This is a genomic window from Kribbella sp. NBC_00382 (genome assembly GCF_036067295.1).
In the GTDB taxonomy this organism is placed as follows: Bacteria; Actinomycetota; Actinomycetes; order Propionibacteriales; family Kribbellaceae; genus Kribbella.
In genome coordinates this window covers 2,519,646-2,535,977 of record NZ_CP107954.1, presented here as the reverse complement: position 1 = coordinate 2,535,977, position 16,332 = coordinate 2,519,646, and the positions used below count along the sequence as shown (strand labels likewise).

General features: G+C 68.2%; 14 protein-coding genes. 8 read left to right on the top strand and 6 right to left on the bottom strand.

Annotated elements, in window-relative coordinates:
- Window positions 1-23 precede the first annotated feature (23 nt).
- The gene (locus OHA70_RS12465) at window positions 24-719 is read left to right on the top strand and encodes an EcsC family protein (RefSeq protein ID WP_328331846.1); all 696 of its coding nucleotides are present in this window, start codon (window positions 24-26) and stop codon (window positions 717-719) included.
- A gap of 58 nt (window positions 720-777) precedes the next feature.
- Complete coding sequence (locus OHA70_RS12460; RefSeq protein ID WP_328331844.1) at window positions 778-1,608, top strand: helix-turn-helix transcriptional regulator; 831 nt, start codon at window positions 778-780, stop codon at window positions 1,606-1,608.
- On the opposite strand, the gene OHA70_RS12455 is transcribed toward OHA70_RS12460, so the two are convergent.
- Window positions 1,605-2,531, bottom strand: a complete 927-nt coding sequence (locus OHA70_RS12455; protein ID WP_328331842.1) for a hydroxymethylglutaryl-CoA lyase — start codon at window positions 2,529-2,531, stop codon at window positions 1,605-1,607. The genes OHA70_RS12460 and OHA70_RS12455 overlap by 4 nt on opposite strands.
- 51 nt (window positions 2,532-2,582) lie before the next feature.
- Between OHA70_RS12455 and OHA70_RS12450 the strand changes: the two genes are divergently transcribed.
- The 5 genes from OHA70_RS12450 (at window position 2,583) to OHA70_RS12430 (ending at window position 8,724) form a co-directional block, all read left to right on the top strand.
- Window positions 2,583-3,227, top strand: coding sequence for a GNAT family N-acetyltransferase (locus OHA70_RS12450; RefSeq protein WP_328331840.1), 645 nt, complete (start codon window positions 2,583-2,585; stop codon window positions 3,225-3,227).
- 97 nt (window positions 3,228-3,324) lie between these two features.
- Complete coding sequence (locus tag OHA70_RS12445) at window positions 3,325-3,810, top strand: DUF4365 domain-containing protein (protein ID WP_442913886.1); 486 nt, start codon at window positions 3,325-3,327, stop codon at window positions 3,808-3,810.
- Entirely contained in the window at window positions 3,803-4,897 is a 1,095-nt protein-coding gene (locus OHA70_RS12440) for a hypothetical protein (RefSeq protein ID WP_328331836.1), read from the top strand. Before OHA70_RS12445 ends, OHA70_RS12440 begins: the two co-directional genes overlap by 8 nt.
- A 16-nt stretch (window positions 4,898-4,913) precedes the next feature.
- Complete coding sequence (locus OHA70_RS12435) at window positions 4,914-5,537, top strand: hypothetical protein (RefSeq protein ID WP_328331834.1); 624 nt, start codon at window positions 4,914-4,916, stop codon at window positions 5,535-5,537.
- Window positions 5,527-8,724, top strand: coding sequence for an ATP-binding protein (locus OHA70_RS12430; RefSeq protein WP_328331833.1), 3,198 nt, complete (start codon window positions 5,527-5,529; stop codon window positions 8,722-8,724). Before OHA70_RS12435 ends, OHA70_RS12430 begins: the two co-directional genes overlap by 11 nt.
- On the opposite strand, the gene OHA70_RS12425 is transcribed toward OHA70_RS12430, so the two are convergent.
- The 5 genes from OHA70_RS12425 to OHA70_RS12405 form a co-directional block, all read right to left on the bottom strand.
- Complete coding sequence (locus OHA70_RS12425; protein ID WP_328331831.1) at window positions 8,725-9,528, bottom strand: metallophosphoesterase family protein; 804 nt, start codon at window positions 9,526-9,528, stop codon at window positions 8,725-8,727.
- Between the two features lie 31 nt (window positions 9,529-9,559).
- Window positions 9,560-10,873 (bottom strand): glycosyltransferase family 4 protein, encoded by a 1,314-nt coding sequence (locus OHA70_RS12420; RefSeq protein WP_328331829.1) that lies wholly within the window; start codon window positions 10,871-10,873, stop codon window positions 9,560-9,562.
- Complete coding sequence (locus OHA70_RS12415; protein ID WP_328331827.1) at window positions 10,870-13,086, bottom strand: glycoside hydrolase domain-containing protein; 2,217 nt, start codon at window positions 13,084-13,086, stop codon at window positions 10,870-10,872. Before OHA70_RS12415 ends, OHA70_RS12420 begins: the two co-directional genes overlap by 4 nt.
- Before the next feature lie 202 nt (window positions 13,087-13,288).
- The gene (locus OHA70_RS12410; RefSeq protein WP_328331825.1) at window positions 13,289-14,740 is read right to left on the bottom strand and encodes a hypothetical protein; all 1,452 of its coding nucleotides are present in this window, start codon (window positions 14,738-14,740) and stop codon (window positions 13,289-13,291) included.
- On the bottom strand, window positions 14,740-15,528 hold the full coding sequence (locus OHA70_RS12405) for a hypothetical protein (RefSeq protein WP_328331823.1): 789 nt from the start codon (window positions 15,526-15,528) through the stop codon (window positions 14,740-14,742). Before OHA70_RS12405 ends, OHA70_RS12410 begins: the two co-directional genes overlap by 1 nt.
- A gap of 198 nt (window positions 15,529-15,726) precedes the next feature.
- Here OHA70_RS12405 and OHA70_RS12400 point away from each other — a divergent pair, with 198 nt between their 5' ends.
- Entirely contained in the window at window positions 15,727-16,281 is a 555-nt protein-coding gene (locus OHA70_RS12400) for a MarR family winged helix-turn-helix transcriptional regulator (RefSeq protein WP_203590290.1), read from the top strand.
- Window positions 16,282-16,332 lie beyond the last annotated feature (51 nt).

Sequence of the window (16,332 nt, the reverse complement as noted above, 5' to 3'; positions counted from 1 at the left end):
TGTCCGAGTTGTGAGGGAGTGCTGTGGCCGGAGTAGCCAGGTTTGTTGCCAGCAGTCTTGCGCCTGCTGCCCAGCGGTTCGCTCCGCAGGCGGCGGCCGGCGTGCTCCGCCAGGTGCTGGAGATCGCCATCGACGGGTACCAACGGTTTCCGGGCGCCGAGAAGGTGGCCGAGCGGCATTTGGACAAGCATGACGGTGACGCTGAGCGCGCCGTCGATACGGTGATCGAGCAGCACATCCGGCTGGCCGGCGTACAGGGGTTCGTCACTAGCATCGGCGGGCTGGTGACGCTGCCGGTCGCGCTTCCGGCCAACTTGACCGGCATTGCGGTGGTACAGGCGCGGATGGTCGCGTCGATCGCGCATCTGCGCGGGTATGACCTGGACGATCCGCGGGTCCGGACGGCCGTCATCACGTGTCTACTCGGCGAGGACGGGGTCACGGATCGGTTGAAGAAGGCCAGTTTGCCGACTTCACCGCTCGCGATCGCGACCGCGCCGGTGTTCGACCCGGAGCTGGACCGGCTGGTGGCCGGCGAGGTGGTGGGTGAGCTCATCGCGCGGATCAGCGGCAAGCGGATGGGGCTGATGGTCACTCGACGGGTCCCGCTGCTCGGCGGCGCTGTCGGTGCGGGGGTCGATGGCTGGTCGACGTACCGGATCGGCCGGTACGCCGACGAGAGCCTGGTCCGGCGGATCCGTCGGCCGATCGAGCAGTAATCCTCCTGCGCGGCGAAATCCTGAGGAAACTGTCGGTGCCGCGTGTCAGCATGATCGGGTGAGTACACGTCGAGCCGAGCTCGGGGAGTTCCTGAAGGCGCGCCGCGCCAAGGTCACCCCCGAAGCCGTCGGCCTGCCTCCGGGCGGACGACGCCGTACTCCGGGCCTGCGGCGCGAAGAGCTCGCCCAACTCGCCGGAGTCGGCGTGACTTGGTACACCTGGCTCGAGCAAGGCCGGCCGATCAACGCGAGCGGTCAGGTGCTCGACGCGGTGGCGACGACGCTCGGACTGAACCAGCTGGAACGCGCGCACCTGTACTCACTGGCCGAGGCGACGCCGGTGCGCACGAAGACCGGTGTCTGCGCGAACGAGTCGGTGCTGAGCGAGATCCTGGCCGCACTCGATCCACTGCCCGCGCTGATCACCAACAAGCGCTACGACATTCTCCAGTCCAACAAGGCGTCCACGGATCTCTACCACGACTGGCACACGCTGCCCTGCATCCACCTCAACCTGCTGTGGTGCATCGTGACCGAGCCGCTCGCGCGCGACCAGCTGCTGAACTACGACACCGAGGTGCCGTATCTGGTCGCCCGGATGCGGTCGGCGTACGTCGAGCACATCGGTGATCCCGACTGGGAGACCGATCTGGCCCGGCTGCGCAAGCTGAGCCCGGAGTTCGAGCAACTCTGGGCGAGGCACGAGGTCGCGGACGGCGAGGCGCGGCTGCGGCGGCTGGTCCATCCGGTCGCCGGGGAGCTGTCCTTCACCGTGACCGAGCTGGCCGTGCCGGCGCACCCCGACCTGGTCCTGTTCGTCGACACCCCCGCCGACGACAGCACCCGCGAGCGGCTGCCGTTGACCCGTCGGGAATCTGTAGAGGTTTAACCAGCAAGAGCCTGTACTACGCGGCTGGCTGAGGGCTTGCCTAGTTGTTTGGCCATCCAGGCGCTGGTGGTGACGAGGCTTTCGAGGTCGACTCCGGTTTTGATGCCGAGGCCGTCGAGTTGCCAGAGCAGGTCCTCCGTCGCCAAGTTGCCGGTGGCGCTCTCGGCGTACGGGCAACCGCCGAGTCCACCGGCCGAGCTGTCGACCGTGGTGACGCCCTCGCGCAGCGCGGTGAGCGTGTTGGCGAGCGCCTGGCCGTAGGTGTCGTGGAAGTGCACGGCCAGCTTGTCGACGCCGACCCCGGCCTTCCCGAAGGCGCTGATCAGCGCGACGACCTGCCCCGGCGTAGCGACCCCGATCGTGTCGCCGAGGGAGAGCTCGTGGCAGCCGAGCTCGACCAGCCGCGCGCCGACCTTGACCACCTGGTCGATCGGCACGTCGCCCTCCCACGGATCGCCGTAACACATCGAGACGTAGCCACGGACGGTCAAGCCCTCGTCGAGCGCGCGCCGCACGGTCGGTGCGAACATCGTGAACTGCTCGTCGACGGTCGAGTTCAGGTTCTTCGCGGCGAAGGTCTCGGTCGCGCTGGCGAAGATCGCGATCTCGCTGACGCCGGCTTCGAGGGCGCGGTCGAGACCACGCTCGTTCGGCACCAGTACCGGCGTACGGAGCCCGTCCGGAAGGTCCAGCCGCTGCAGGAGCTCGGCCGCGTCGGCGAGCTGGGGCACCCACTTGGGGTGGACGAAGCTGGTCGTCTCGATCGTGGTCAGCCCGGCCGCGGCGAGCCGCTGGATGAACTCGGCCTTGACCGCGACGTCGACGATCGCGTCCTCGTTCTGCAACCCGTCCCGCGGTCCGACCTCGTAGATCGTCACGCTCTCGGGCAGCCCTTCGGCCGCGACCAGCTCAGGCTTACGCACGTGTGCCTCCAATTCAGGAGCCGGGAGGGGTCTCCTCCACAATGGCTCGTGATGACAACTCTGGCTGACATTCTGCGCGGGATCGAAGGCGGCGTCTTCCCCACCCCGGACCTGAGCATCACGGTGGTACCGGCGCCGTCCGCCCGCGAGGCCTGCGTCGTCGCCTTCACCGCCCACATCGTCATCGCCGCGGACGTCTCCCCGTCCTGGGTCACCGACCTCATCCCCGACGGCGACCTGTCCGCCCCGCTCAACCCGCCGTTCCTGTACGCCCTCGAGCAGCTCACCGGCCGCAGGGTCAACTCCATCGACCAGATGCTGCTTGCCCCCGCCCTGACCGATCCGGCCGAGCGCGCCGCCGCCGTCGAAGACCTCACCGAGCTCACCGAACGCGGCCACCCCCGCATCGAAAGAGCCTGGCGCTACCGCGACGACGTCCACGCCTACACCACCCCGTACGGCGGCCTGGTCCTCACCGGCCGCGGCCTGGCCGGCCGCCTAGAGGTAGCCCTAGAAGTCCCTCAATCCACCCGCCGCCAAGGCCACGGCCGCCACCTCGCCCGCGCCGCCCGAGCCCTCATCCCACCCGGCACCCACATCTGGTCCCAGGTAAGCCCCGGCAACGCCGCCTCCACCCGAACCTTCCTATCGGCCGGCTACCAACCAGTCGGCTCCGAGGCCCTCCTCGTCCGGTAGGTGGTGCGCGAAACACCTTGGGGCTGACAACTCACGGTGGTGCCCCTAGGGTCGATCACACAGAGCACGGGGGGATGCTTCGTACTCCGGGGGTCGAATGCTGGATGCGCTTGTACATCAGGGGAAATTCGGTGAGGACTACGTGCGGGTCCTGGCGTCTGCCGCCGGGCTGCTGATCTCCTCCGACGACATCGACTACGACGGTGTGGACTTCTGCATCAAGATGCACTCCGCCACCGGCTGGTCGCCCCGGATCGAGGTCCAGGTCAAGACCACCTCGCGCCCGCAGCGCCGCGCCGCCGCGTTCGACTTCGACGGCCTCAACCAGTCGCAGTTCAACAAGCTCGCCGGGCCGGACTTCCTGGTCCACCGGTACCTGTTCCTGGTGATCGTCCCGGCGAAGACCGACCAGTACGCGGCCCTGAACACGACCGGCCTCCTGCTCAGAGACGTCGGGTACTACGTATCGCTGCGGGACCGGACACCGTTCGACCAACCGGACAAGAAGAAGCACGTCCGGGTCAGTGTTCCGACGGCCAACGTGCTCACGGTGACCACGTTGCGGCAGCTCATCGATGGCTGACATCGGGGTCGGCGCGGTCAGCTCGTACCTGTCGGAGGCCGGCTGGTCCCGCAGCGACCAGACCTGGAACGGCGCCGCGATCTGGTCGAACGGGCAGGAAGAGGTGTTGGTACCGCCTCGGGACGGCCTTGGCGACAGCGCTGCCCGGCTGAAGGACTTGCTGCGGGCGTTGGAGAGCTTCGAGAACCGTCCGGCCGGCGAGATCGCGCGGGACATCGCCTATCCGCTGCTCGACACCGCGTCGTACCGGACACCGGTTATCGGGCAGCCAGAAGGCTTCATACCTCTCGAATCCGGACTCGGCGCCCTGCAAGGCCTGCACGACCTCTTCCGCATCGCGGCCGAGACGGTACTCCGATCGCCCTTCGGTACTCCGGTGGCCGATCTGCTGAGTGGCCTCCATCTCGGGACGACGACCTCGCAGCAGTTCAGCGTCACGCTGCTGGTCCCGCTCGGCGAGGAATCGTCGCCGGCTGAGCCTCCGCCCGGTCGCCGGGTCCTGGTGGAGCTGTACGAGGCAGCCTTCGCCGTACGCCGGGCTGTCGCGGCCGGGCCGACTGGCATCGATTCCTTACCCGACTCATTGTCCCCAGACTTTTGCACAGCGTTATCCACATTGGGGACGAGCGACGAGTCGTTCGAGCTGGGCTTCCGCTGGGCTCGGGGGATCGCTTCGCCGCAACCCGATCAGGTGCTGGGATTTCCTCCTGGCAGTGGCTCATTGATCGGGGAACTCTCCGACCAGCTTCGAGGTTCCGGCCTAGCCCGGGTTGCCGCCCCTGGCCTGCCAGATCTGTCCGGCCCGGTGACGATCACGGGCCGGCTCGAAACCCTGAACGACAACGAGACCGGGTCTGACCGGTGGCGGGTGAAGGTCCGCGGCACCCTGCGGTCCGCCGGCCGACCTGGCACGCGCCGGGTGCTCTGGGTCCGGCTGCCCGGACAGGACTCGTACGACGTGGCGCTGGCCGCTCATCGCAATCACCAGCGGGTCGAGATCACCGGCCTGTGGACCGACACGGCACCGAACAGCGTGCGCATCATCGCCGACCCCGACGGCCTCCGCGTCGTCGGCGACAACCCCTGATCGAAGGATGGAAACCGTGCCTGCTCAACCGCTGAACCTGAAGGAGCGAGCCGTTCTGCTCGCACTGCTGGCCGAGGCCCGTCCGATGACGAACGCGGAGCTGTCCGACTCGGCCGGCCTCAAGCTGGACGGTGCCAGCAGGCTCAGGCTGAACGACCTCAAGCTCGTCACGAGCGAGAAGGTCGGTCGGTCCTTCGTCCACGAGATCACCGACGACGGTGCTGCCTGGTGCACAGCTGAACTGAACGCCGAGCGGCCACTGCGTTCGGGGGCGGGAGGTGGAGCGTTGTACGCGATCCTCGGTGGCTTGCACCGGTACCTGCAGCGAACTGGTCAGGTACTGGCCGACGTCTTCAAACCTGCCGAGCCGGACCTCGAATCGCGGATCCGGGCCGCCTACGCCACCTTGAGTGCTCGGACGGGGTCGACCTGGGTCGGGTTGGCCGCACTGCGGGCGGAGCTGGACGACGTTGACCGGGAGGAGTTGGACGCCGCGCTTCAGCAGCTCTCGCGGGAGCCGGGTGTCCACGTCCAAGCCGAGGCGAATCAACAGGTGCTGACCCCGGCGGACCACGAGGCAGCGGTTCGATTCGGTGGCAGCAGCCGGCATCTGCTGAAGATCGACACCCATGAGGAATGACGAGCGGGCCGCACTCGCCGCGGTCCAGTTCAACTGGGCGGTCACTCCGGATGACATCTGGAGCCCGGCCGAGCACCACGTCGAGGGCCTGCACGCGAACGTGATCCGGACCGTGATGGCCTCGGTCGCCGCCGCGCGAGGTAGTACCGGCGCGAGCCCGATCGGGATCGCGCTCGAAGGGGAGAAGGGGGTCGGCAAGACCCACCTGCTGGGGTGGGTCAGGCAGCGGGTGCAGGACAGCGGTGGGTACTTCTTCCTGATCAAGGTCGTGAACGGAGCCTCGTTCTGGCCGAGCGCGGTCCGTGGGGTCATCGACGGATTTCACGCCGGCCAGGGAGATCAGCTGACCCTGCTGCTGCATCGGCTCGGTGAGCAGGCCACGCTTCCGGAGAGTCTGCAGAGGCGGCTGCGCGGGGAGGAGCCGGCGACGCGGGCCGATCTCGACTCGTTCATCGCGGGGCTCAAGCAGATCGATCCACAGGTCGGTACCGACTGCCAGAACACTGCTCGCGCACTCGTGCTCTATCGGAGCGCGGACGAGGTCGCTCAGGAGGTCGGATACAGCTACTTCGAACTGGACGGCGACGTTCCCGACGCGGATCGCGAGGCCTGGGGGTTCCGTCGGGGCAGCCGGTTGCCGCAGCAGATCCTGGGCGAGTTGTCGCGGCTGCTCGCGCTGACCGGGCCCACGGTGATCGCCGTCGATCAGATCGACAGCGTGATGGCCCAGGCTTCGTCCGGTCGCGGCGACGACGCTTCCAACCACGATGCCCGGGTCAAGCTGATCAATGAGCTTGCCGATGGGTTGATGGAGCTACGGGAGCAGACACATCGCACGCTGTCGGTGGTGGCGTGCATCCCGGCGACCTGGGAGTTGATCAGGACGACGGCGATCAGCCCGGCGGCCGATCGCTTCCGGGTGGTGACCATGCAGAGTCAGCTGCCCGATCCGGATATCGCGGTGGATCTGGTTGCTCGACGGCTCGCGGGGCTCTATTCGGCGGCTGACTTCGTACCGGCGTACCCGACTTGGCCCGTACTTCGGTCTGCCTTCGAGGACGGTGGTGCGCGGGATTACACGCCGCGCCGGCTGTTGCAGCGGGTGGACAGCCATATCCGGAGATGTCTGGAGACCGATCGGCTGGTCGAGCTGGACGACTTCGCTGCTGAACCCGAGCCGGTTCGTCCCGCGAAGCACGCCGCGCCCACTGGGCTTGGGCGGCTGGACGCTCGGTTCGCGGAACTGCGCGAGACCGCGGATATCGATGCCGCGCTCGATCCGAAGACCGAGGATCTTCAGATGCCGGTCCTGCTGGCGGCGGCGCTCAGCGCGTACATCGCGGAGCTTGGTGGTGCCGGGCAGGAGTTTGAGCTGGATCCGCCGCCGGGTAACAAGCCGGCGTTGCATGCGCGGTTGCGGCGGACCTTGGACGAGCAGACGGACGACGAGATGCACTGGGGGTTCCGGGCGATCGCGAGCGAGCACGGCCGGGCTGCGTTGACGCGGTTGCGCGCGGCACGGACCGAGGCCGGGCTCGAGCAGGGTGTCACGAAACGCAAGCTCATCATCCTCCGCAACACGCGCTGGTCGTCAGGTCCGATGACGAGCCGCGAGGTCACCGAATTCACCGCCGCAGGCGGGCTGTCGGTGCCCATCACAGTCGAAGACCTACGAACCTTCGCAGCCCTCGACGCTCTCCGCCGCCATCCCGACCCCGGCTTCCTCCAATGGCTGGAGACCCGCCGCCCTGCGGCCAGCACCGAACTCTTCCGCCGTGTCTTCCACTCAACCAACTCAGCCGGCGCGGGCGCCGCGGCCGAGCCGCGCGACGCGGGCGGTGTGGGCAGCACCGCAGGGGCCGGCGGCGTGGGCGCTGCCGGCGCGGCGTCGACAGCGCGGCCAGCTGGATCGGAGCCGGCATCGGCAGCTGCCCAGGGCGGTGGGGCAGAGCCGGTGGTGCCGATTGGGACTGGGGTTGAGTCGGGGCGGGTGTTCGGGGTTCCGTTGGTGCAGTTGCGGAAGCATACGGTGGCGTTTGCGGGGTCTGGGTCGGGGAAGACGGTCTTGCTGCGGCGGTTGATCGAGGAGTGTGCGCTGCAAGGGGTTTCCTCGATCGTGCTCGATCCGAACAACGACCTGGCCAGGTTGGGCGACGGCTGGCCCAGCACGCCGGCCGGGTGGGTGGCGGGCGATGCCGAGAAGGCCGACGCGTACTTGCGGAGTACCGAGGTCGTGGTCTGGACTCCGCGACGCGCGAAGGGACGGCCGCTGGCTTTCCGGCCATTGCCCGACTTCGCGGACGTACTCGATGACCCCGACGAGTTCGGCGACGCCGTCGAGGCGGCCGTGGCCGGCTTGCTGCCGCGGGCGCAGCTCACCGGGCGGAAGGTCAAGACCGGCCAGGCGGTACTCCGTGAGGCGCTCGAGCACTTCGCCCGGGACGGCGGCACCGAGCTGACGGAGTTCATCGACCTGCTGTCCGACCTGCCACGCGGCATCAGCCGGGTACGCAGCGCACCCAAGGTCGCCGCCGACATCGCCGAGGCCCTCAACGTCGAGACGGTGAACGACCCGCTGTTCGGCGGTACCGGCGAGGCGCTGGACCCGGGCGTCCTACTCACTCCGACGCAGGGCTATCGAGCGCGCATCTCGGTGATCAGTTTCGTCGGATTACCGGCCGAGGAGCAGCGGCAGAGCTTCGTCAACCAGTTGCAGATGGCGCTGTTCGCGTGGATCAAACGCAATCCCGCCGGTGACCGTCCGCTCGGCGGGCTGCTGGTGATGGACGAGGCCCAGACCTATGCGCCTTCCGGTGCGGCGACGGCCTGCACGCAAAGCACGCTGGTACTGGCCGCGCAGGCCCGGAAGTACGGGCTCGGTCTGGTCTTCGCCACCCAAGCGCCGAAAGGACTGCACAACCGGATCCCCGGTAATGCCACGACGCAGTTCTTCGGGCTGCTCAACGCCGGCGCGCAGATCAGCGCCGCCACCGAACTCGCGAAGGCGAAGGGCGGCCGTGTCGACGACATCGCCCGGCTCCGGTCCGGACACTTCTATGCCACCAGCGAAGGCCTGGGCTTCGAGAAACTGCAGATCCCGATGTGCTTGAGCTACCACCCACAGAGCGCCCTCACCGCAGACGAGGTGGTATCCCGAGCCCAAGCCAGCCGCAAACCACCCGAGTAGCTACGCGGGTTGGACCGCTGGGGAAGGACGGCGGTGGTAGGTGGGAGTGGTGTTGGAGTAGAGGTCGCCGCGGTAGACGCCGTGGAGGATTTCGGCTTCGTAGCCGTTGAGTTCAGGCATGGCCAGGGAGCGGGCTACTTCCAGTTCGGCTTGGACGTCGTACGGGACTCGGACGAACTGGATGGAGAAAGGGGCGTCGTCGGGGGAGTCCGGGATGCCTTCGAGGATGACGTAGACGGGGGTGGGGTCGGACATGCTGTTGCCGACGCTGCCGGTGTTGAAGAGGGTTCGGCGTTGCAGGTCGACCTCGTAGAAGGCGTCGTGGGTGTCGCCGTAGCCGACCACCGTCGGGATCGGGCCGTCGCCGGTCGCCTCGGTGTTCTGGAACATGCCGACGAACTCTTGCTCGTCGTGGTCGAAGCGGACGCGGCGGTGGACGCTCGTCGCCGATGCGTGGAAGAGGCGGATCTGGCGGCCGCTGAGGACGAAGTCGTGGCTGAAGGGGAGGGCTCGCAGCCAGCTGTGCTGGTCTTCGCGGAGTTCGTTCTTCCACCAGCGCAGGCCTTCGCTGTCGTACTCCCGGTCCGGGTCCGGCAAGAAGTCGTCCCAGTTGCCGAGGATGTTGACCTCGCACCGCTCCCGGCACAGGTCGACCACCGCACTCCCCCGCGGGCCCTTGCCGACGTAGTCGCCGAGATTGAACACCCGCTCGATCCCGCGTCCCTCGATATCGGCGAGCACCGCCTCCAGCGCCGACAGATTTCCGTGCACATCCGAGATGAGAGCGATCCGCTGTAAGGGCATGCCCCTATCTTCTATCCCCCACAGGTCGAGGTCAGGCGACGTGGACGGCGGGAGGGTTGGCGCGGGCGAAGAGACGATCGAAGACCTGGGCGCGGTCGAACTGCAACGCGTACGCCCGGGCGCGCAGCTCGGCTGCCGTCCGCTGCTCGGGGGTCCAGTCGCACACAACCCCGTCAAGCACGGTCCGCAGCGTGGCGGAGTCACGCTGGGGCACTAGCAGCGCCGTATCACCGACGGCCTCGGGTACGCCGCCGGTCGCGCAGGTGATGATCGGCCCGCCGCCGGCGAGAGCCTTCTCGACCAGGGCGATCCCGAACGTCTCGACGAACTCCGGCTGCTCGCGGGTCGGCAGTACGAACGCCGCGCTCCCGGCCATCAGCGCCGGCTTCTCCGCGTCGTCCACGTCGGTCAGCACCCGGACCCGGTCACCCAGACCCGCTGCTGCCACCCGCGCCAGTACCTCGGCTTCCTGCGGGCCGCGCCCGGCCAGTACCAGGCGCACCCGCTCGGCTGAGCGCGATCCGGCGTACGCGTCGATCAGGTCATCGATCCCCTTCGCCGAGGCGATCCGGGACAGGAACAGCACATACCCGTCCCGCGAAAGGCCGCGTCGGGTCAGAGTTTCGGCGATCTTGTCGTCGGTGAGCGACAGGTAGGACCAGGAGTCGACTGCGGGGTAGGAGATGCCGATCCGCTCACGGCATCGCTGCGCGAACGTCGTGCCATGCATGCCGTCGAGGGTCGCCGCCGAGGCAACGATCAGTTCCTTGGTGTACTCCGACACCGCTACGCAGTGATCAGCCGCCAGGTAGACCGACAGGATGTGCGCGGCCGCCCCGAATCGGCCGGTGTTCACGCATTCGCGCACGACGTTGGTGATGTCGGAGCCCACCGCCTCAGCCACCGTGATGACCTGCGCAGGCCCCATGCTGCGGGCCACCTGGACGGCCTCTTGTACGGCGATCGCGTGGGGGCTCAGGTACAGGGACATCGCGACCGTCGGCACGCCGTCGCTGAACAGTTCGACCAACCGCCCGATCAGGCCGGCCAGGTACCGGCCGTCCGGAACCCGGTAGTCGCCGACGGGGTCGGGCCGCTCCACGGTGATACCGGGGCTGTACGGCAGTACGCCGTCGAGTGGTTTCAGTGGCAGCCCGGCCGCCTCCAGCGCGTCGAGCGGCCAGGTGACGATCCGTACGTCGTCGAAGCCGCGGGTGAGCGCCACCTCCGCGAGGCATCGGGCCTCACCAGAGTGCCCACAGATCACCGGGTCGGCGCGAACAACGATGACCAGGCGGCGGTTGGGTTTGGACGGGACGTGTGTGTCGTCGGCGATGATGTTCATGCCTCACCTCCAGCGGTGTGCAGTGGGTCGGATGTGGATGGTGGTCGGATCTGGGTGCCCCAGCCGGAGGGCCGGGGGCCCAGCTCGATGTGCAGGTTGCGGATGTGCCGCAGTTCCCGGCCGGAGATCCAGGGGCGTTCGAGGGTCTTGCCGTCCACCGCGATGGATTGGACGTACGAGACCGGTCCGCCTGCCTCGACCGGCTCGAGTCCTGTGGTGGTGATCGACAGGTCGCTCTCCGGCAGTCGGATCGTGGACTCCGCCACGGCCGGCGCGCTCACCAGGAACAGGTTCTGCCCGGCCACCGGGAACAGCCCGAGCGTCGCCCACACGTACCAGGCGGACAGCCCGCCGGAGTCGTCGTTGCCTGGCAGTCCACCCCGGCCGGTACCGAACTGGTTGGCGATGGCGGCATGTACCACCTCGGCGGTACGGTCCGGCCGGCCCGCGTAGTGGTAGGACCAGGGCGCTTCGTAGTCCGGTTCGTTGTTCAATCCCTCGAACCGGTACAGGCTGTACCCGGCGTCCATCTCTGCCACGTTCGGACGTACTCCCGGCTGGGTGACCGGTGCGGCGCCGTACCCGAAGAACCGGTCGAGCAGGCCGACGAACGCCTCGTCGCCACCGGCCATCGCGATCCGGGCGCGCATGTCGTGCAGCAGCCGGAAGGAGTAGTTCCACCGGCCGCCCTCGTAGAACGTGGAGTCGCGGAGCAGGCCGGTGCCGGGGTCGTACGCGGCCCGCCAGCCATGGGCGAGGTCGCTCATCTGCTGGGCCAGTGTCCGGTCGCGTACCTTGCGGGCGATCGCCGCGGTGCAGTGGTAGGCGTACGCCAGGTCGAGGGTGTGGCTGATCGGGTGCGCCACACCGTGCACGAGGTAGTCCTCGCCGTACGTCCGGCGCAGGTCCATCTCCAGGTGCACCATGGCCCAGTCCCAGTCGATTCCGGGCAGATCCAGTTGGCACAGGTCGGCGAGGAACGTATGTGCGAGAGCGCTGCCCTGCCGGGAGAACCGGTCAGCGCCCTTCGCCATCCGGTAGCCGATCGGCAGGTTGCCCTCCTGCTCGCAGATCGACAGCATCGAGTTGGCCAGCGCGACCGAACGCTCCGGGAACAGCGTGGTCATCAGCGGCAACTGGGTGCGGTAGATGTCCCACATGGTGCAGATGTCGAACGCGTACGGGCCTTCGGTCGTCCACGGGCTCTCGTCCGGGGCGAAGCACGGCTTGACCAGCGAGTGGTAGAGCGCGGTGCCGAAAACCGTTGCCTGGTCGTCGGATTCGGCCTTGATCTCGATCTTGCCGAGGTGGTCGCGCCAGGTGGCTGCCGTCTCGTCGCGCCGTGCGGCGAAGGTGGCCTGGTTGCGGCCGACGTCCGTGTGCAGGTTGTCGCGGGCCGTCTCACACCCGCGCAGGGAGAACCCCAGCCGTACTTCGACGGTCTGCTCGGCGCGCGAGGGGCCCATGAAGATCAGCCCGAACGGCCGCAGGGTGGTCGGCCGGATGTAGTCGAAGTCGAGTCGGGTGCCGCCGGGCATCAGGCGCCGGTCGTACCAGAGAGCCTGCCGCCAGCCGGGGGCGTCGACCTCGAGGTGGACGGCTAGCGGAACGCCCTCGACGTGGATCTCGCCCTGCGCTACCCCCGGCTGCAGCATCGCCAGGTGGGCCTTCAGCGGCACGGTCTGGCTGTGCGGGATGGCGAGGCCGCCGGTCGAGGCGTCGATGACGATGCGGGCGGCGTCATTCGCCGGGAAGGTGTAGCGGTGCACGGCTGACTTGGGGCCGACCGTCACCTCGCAACGGACTCCTGAGCTCAGCGTCGCTGCGTAGTAGCCGGGCTCGGCCACCTCGTCCAGGAGGTCCCAGGTGGTGCCCAGGTCATCGAGCGGGCCGAGCATCGGGGTGACGCGGAAGTAGTTGTAGTACTTGCGGATCGCGCCGGTGCCGGACTGCTGGAAGTGGGTGAAGCCGGAGGCGACCGGGCGGTCGTACAACTGGCCGGGCACGCCCTCGGTGTTGAAGTCGTACAGTCCGTAGCCGGTCGGGTAGGCGCCGGAGTACGGGGTCGCCGACACCATCCCGAACGGGTGCATGGCGCCCGGGTGGGTGTTGCCGACCTGCGGCTTGGGCCACCACCAGGTCCCTGCCAGGCCATTCGGCGTGGGCAGCTCGGTGGCGCCGGTCCCGATGAACGGGTCAACGTGCTCGTACATGGAACCTCACCCGCCTCGCACGGCCGACCTGGGCTCTCAAGGTAAGAAGCACATGTTTCAACCACGTGGACCTCAGAAGACGCGCAGGTTACGACCACCCCGCCTCCCCACGTCCCACCCGATCAACCGCCGACGGTTGGCAATTGCCGCCCGATGCCTTGGAGCTGGGGGCTCGGCTGGGGCTGGGGGGTTGGAGCTGGGGTTACCAGTTGCCGGAGGGGCCTGAGGGGTCCGGGGTTGAGGAGCCCGGTGGTGGGGGTGGCGAGTTGGTGCGGAGTGGGGCGCCTCGGGAGCCGGTAGGTCTGGCCCCACCTCCACTGCCACCACCGCCACCACCTCCGCCTGAGCCGCCGGAGCCTCCACTGGAACCGCCTCTCGAGCCGCCTCCGGAGGCCCTTGGGCGGGGAGCGCTGGGCCGCGAACCGCCGGAGCCTGAGCGAGAGCCACCGGCGGGGGCGCTGCTGGAGGAGGAACCTGAGCCGCCGCCTGCCTCGCCTGCTGAGTGGGAGACTGCGCCGGCGATCGAACCGGCTGCCTTCTTGGTGGCGGACATGGCGACGCCCACGCCCGCGGCTGCTGCGCCCGCACCGACGGCGCCCGATGCGCCTCCGCCGGTGCCTGCACTGGCACTGCCGCCTCCCCCGCCGGACTTGCCGCCTCCTCCGCCGCCCATGCCACCGCCGGAGCCGGAGCCCGATGAGCGGCCGACGTTGATGGCGCCGGAGGCGAGGCCGCCTGGGTCGAGGGCTGCAGCGCCGCTGCCTGAGCTGCCGCCTGCTGCGGCGGCGGTCAGTGGGACAGTGAAGCGGAGCAGAGCGGGGAGTGCGACGACGGCCAGGCCGAGCATCATCATCCCGGTCAGCGTCTGCACCAGGCCGTCACCGCTGGAGTTGATCATGCCGTCGTGAGTCATCCGGATCGCCGCCGCGTAGATCAGCGCGGCCGCGGGTTTGTACGCGATGAACGCCAGCGCCCAGCCGCAGAACTTCTTGAACCAGGCCTTGCCGAGTTCGGTGTGCGTCGCGACCGCTGCCAGCGGGAAGAGGCCGGCCAGCAGCACGAGCATCGCCGAACGGATCAGCAGCAGCACGATCTGGATGAGCGAACCGAACAGCACCCCCAAGGCGGAGAAGATGATCAGGAAGAGCGGCATCCGCTGGGCAATCTGACTGCCGTCCTGCATCATCACCCCTTTCATCGCGCCCTCGAACGACGTATCCGGCGGTAGTGCCGCCGTGACGATGCTGTTGGCGAAGGCGTCCGACCACGCGGACAGCAGTTGCAGGGTCGCGGTACCGGCCGCGGACACCAGCACGAACGTCATCATTGCCTTGAGCAACTGTCTGAGCGGGTCGCCCCGTTGTTCCCAGGCGATCCTGATCCCGGCGATCATGATCGCCAGCCCGAACAAGGTGGTGGTCAGCCAGAAGGTGTGCGTCTGCAGGAAAGAGATCGTGTCCTGGTTCTTCCAGTGCCCCTTGGCGTCCTCGGTGGCCAGCGTCGGGCCTTTGATCTGGATCCAGAAGGTCGCCTGCGAGTGCAGGACCGAGAGCACGGAGTCGGACAGCTGGCGGACCAGTCCTTCGGCGGCGTTGCTGATCACGTTGCCGAGGCCCTCGCTGACCTTGCAGCCGATGTCGACTTTTCCGCACATCAGACACCGCTCCAGGCCACGAAGTCGTTGAGGTTGTGGTGCTGCGAATACGGCGTACCGACCGCGGCGGCGTCCGGTGGCGGTACCAGCTTCCAGTCGCCGTTGCGCCAGGTCAGCGTGAAGGTGCCGCTCATGAACTCCGTCTTCACCGGCATCGCGAGCATGATCGTGACGCGGTCGCGGCCGGCGTCGACGATTCGGTAGCCGGCAACCTGCGCCGGTGCCGACGCCGTGTCGGCCGTTTCCTTCCGCACCTCCTGCAGCAGGAGGTCGGTGTCGCGGCCGGGGACCATCAGTTTGGTCGCGGTCGGGAGGATCCTGCTCTGATCGGCCAGCGCGGCGATCACGTTGTACGCCGCGTAGACCGCGCCGGTCGGCGAATGCGCGAAGCACCTCCGGAAGCCGTCCGGGTCGGTCTTCCCCGGCCCGTACGCCGATGAGCGCGGCACCACCACTCGCCGGCTGATCTCCCACAAGTCAGCCTTCGGCGGCCGGTTGGACGGGACGGCTTGGTCGCCATCAGCCAGGCCGCAGCTGCTCGAAGTACCGGAGGACCCCGTCGATGTCGAGCTGCTCGGCTGGGCTACGGGCTGGGCGGTACTCGAGGCGCCCCCTCGCTGACTGGAAGTCGGTTGGGAGGGCTGGGCGCCGACGACCGAGCTGGCCGGATCGGTGTCGGAGGGGTTGGTGAGGAGGAGCAGAGCGCCGCAGGCGAGGATGGCGGTGAGGGTGATGCAGGCGGCGATGAAGCCTGGGCCGTACGGGGACTTCTCTGCTGGCTCGGTCATCGGAAACTCCTGCTTTCCCCTCGTCGGACTGACAAGAGGAAGCCTGGCAAAAATCGGCCGGCCGCCGCGGAAGTTATCCACAGGCAGCACCTGAACGGGCCTCAGTCACGCTCAATCAGTCATCAATCGGATCTCGACCTGTAGCCGATAGGTCACCCCGTGTAGCGAAGTCACCGCGTCAGCTAATAGAGTCCGCGCATGACCATCGCGCCTTCGCTTTGCTCGCCCCTAGCGCTCGCCGATGCAGAACCCACTCACGCCGCCGAACCTTGGGAAAGCGACGTGATCACCGCGTACGGCCTGCTGCGTGAAGCAGCAGCCGAACTCGATCACCTGATGCGCCATTCCCTCAAGCGCAGTGGTCTGCAAATGGCAATGTTCGAACTGTTGCTGCGGCTTGCCCGCAGCCACGGGGAGAAGCAGCGTCTCACCTCACTCGCCCGGGAGCTGACCGTCACCACCGGCGGCATCACCCGGCTGGTCGACCGCGCCGAGAACCTCGGTCTGGTGCGCCGGGAACCTTGTCCCGATGACGCCCGCGGCTCGTACGCGGTCCTCACGGAGGAGGGAAAGCGGCGGCTTCGCGAAGCGCTGCCGGACCACCTCCTGGAGATCGACAGCCTGTGGATGTCCCAGCTGGCGGACGAGCGGGAGCTCGTCCTCGGCAAGCTCCGTCGCGTTCGCGACAACGCCCGTCGCTGGCCCAACGGCCGGCCCAACCTCGGTTCGCTCTCCGCGGCCGACCGGATCTGAACCACCCCTCGCATTACCCGCTACTAACGGATGCGGCGTCTGGCTGGTGTC

Coding starts and splice junctions, on each gene's coding strand:
- OHA70_RS12410 (WP_328331825.1), bottom strand. CDS start 14,740: ATGTGCGGAAAAGTCGACATCGGCTGCAAGGTCAGCGAGGGCCTCGGC.
- OHA70_RS12405 (WP_328331823.1), bottom strand. CDS start 15,528: ATGACCGAGCCAGCAGAGAAGTCCCCGTACGGCCCAGGCTTCATCGCC.
- OHA70_RS12445 (WP_442913886.1), top strand. CDS start 3,325: ATGCTGGATGCGCTTGTACATCAGGGGAAATTCGGTGAGGACTACGTG.
- OHA70_RS12430 (WP_328331833.1), top strand. CDS start 5,527: ATGAGGAATGACGAGCGGGCCGCACTCGCCGCGGTCCAGTTCAACTGG.
- OHA70_RS12450 (WP_328331840.1), top strand. CDS start 2,583: ATGACAACTCTGGCTGACATTCTGCGCGGGATCGAAGGCGGCGTCTTC.
- OHA70_RS12425 (WP_328331831.1), bottom strand. CDS start 9,528: ATGCCCTTACAGCGGATCGCTCTCATCTCGGATGTGCACGGAAATCTG.
- OHA70_RS12400 (WP_203590290.1), top strand. CDS start 15,727: ATGACCATCGCGCCTTCGCTTTGCTCGCCCCTAGCGCTCGCCGATGCA.
- OHA70_RS12415 (WP_328331827.1), bottom strand. CDS start 13,086: ATGTACGAGCACGTTGACCCGTTCATCGGGACCGGCGCCACCGAGCTG.
- OHA70_RS12440 (WP_328331836.1), top strand. CDS start 3,803: ATGGCTGACATCGGGGTCGGCGCGGTCAGCTCGTACCTGTCGGAGGCC.
- OHA70_RS12420 (WP_328331829.1), bottom strand. CDS start 10,873: ATGAACATCATCGCCGACGACACACACGTCCCGTCCAAACCCAACCGC.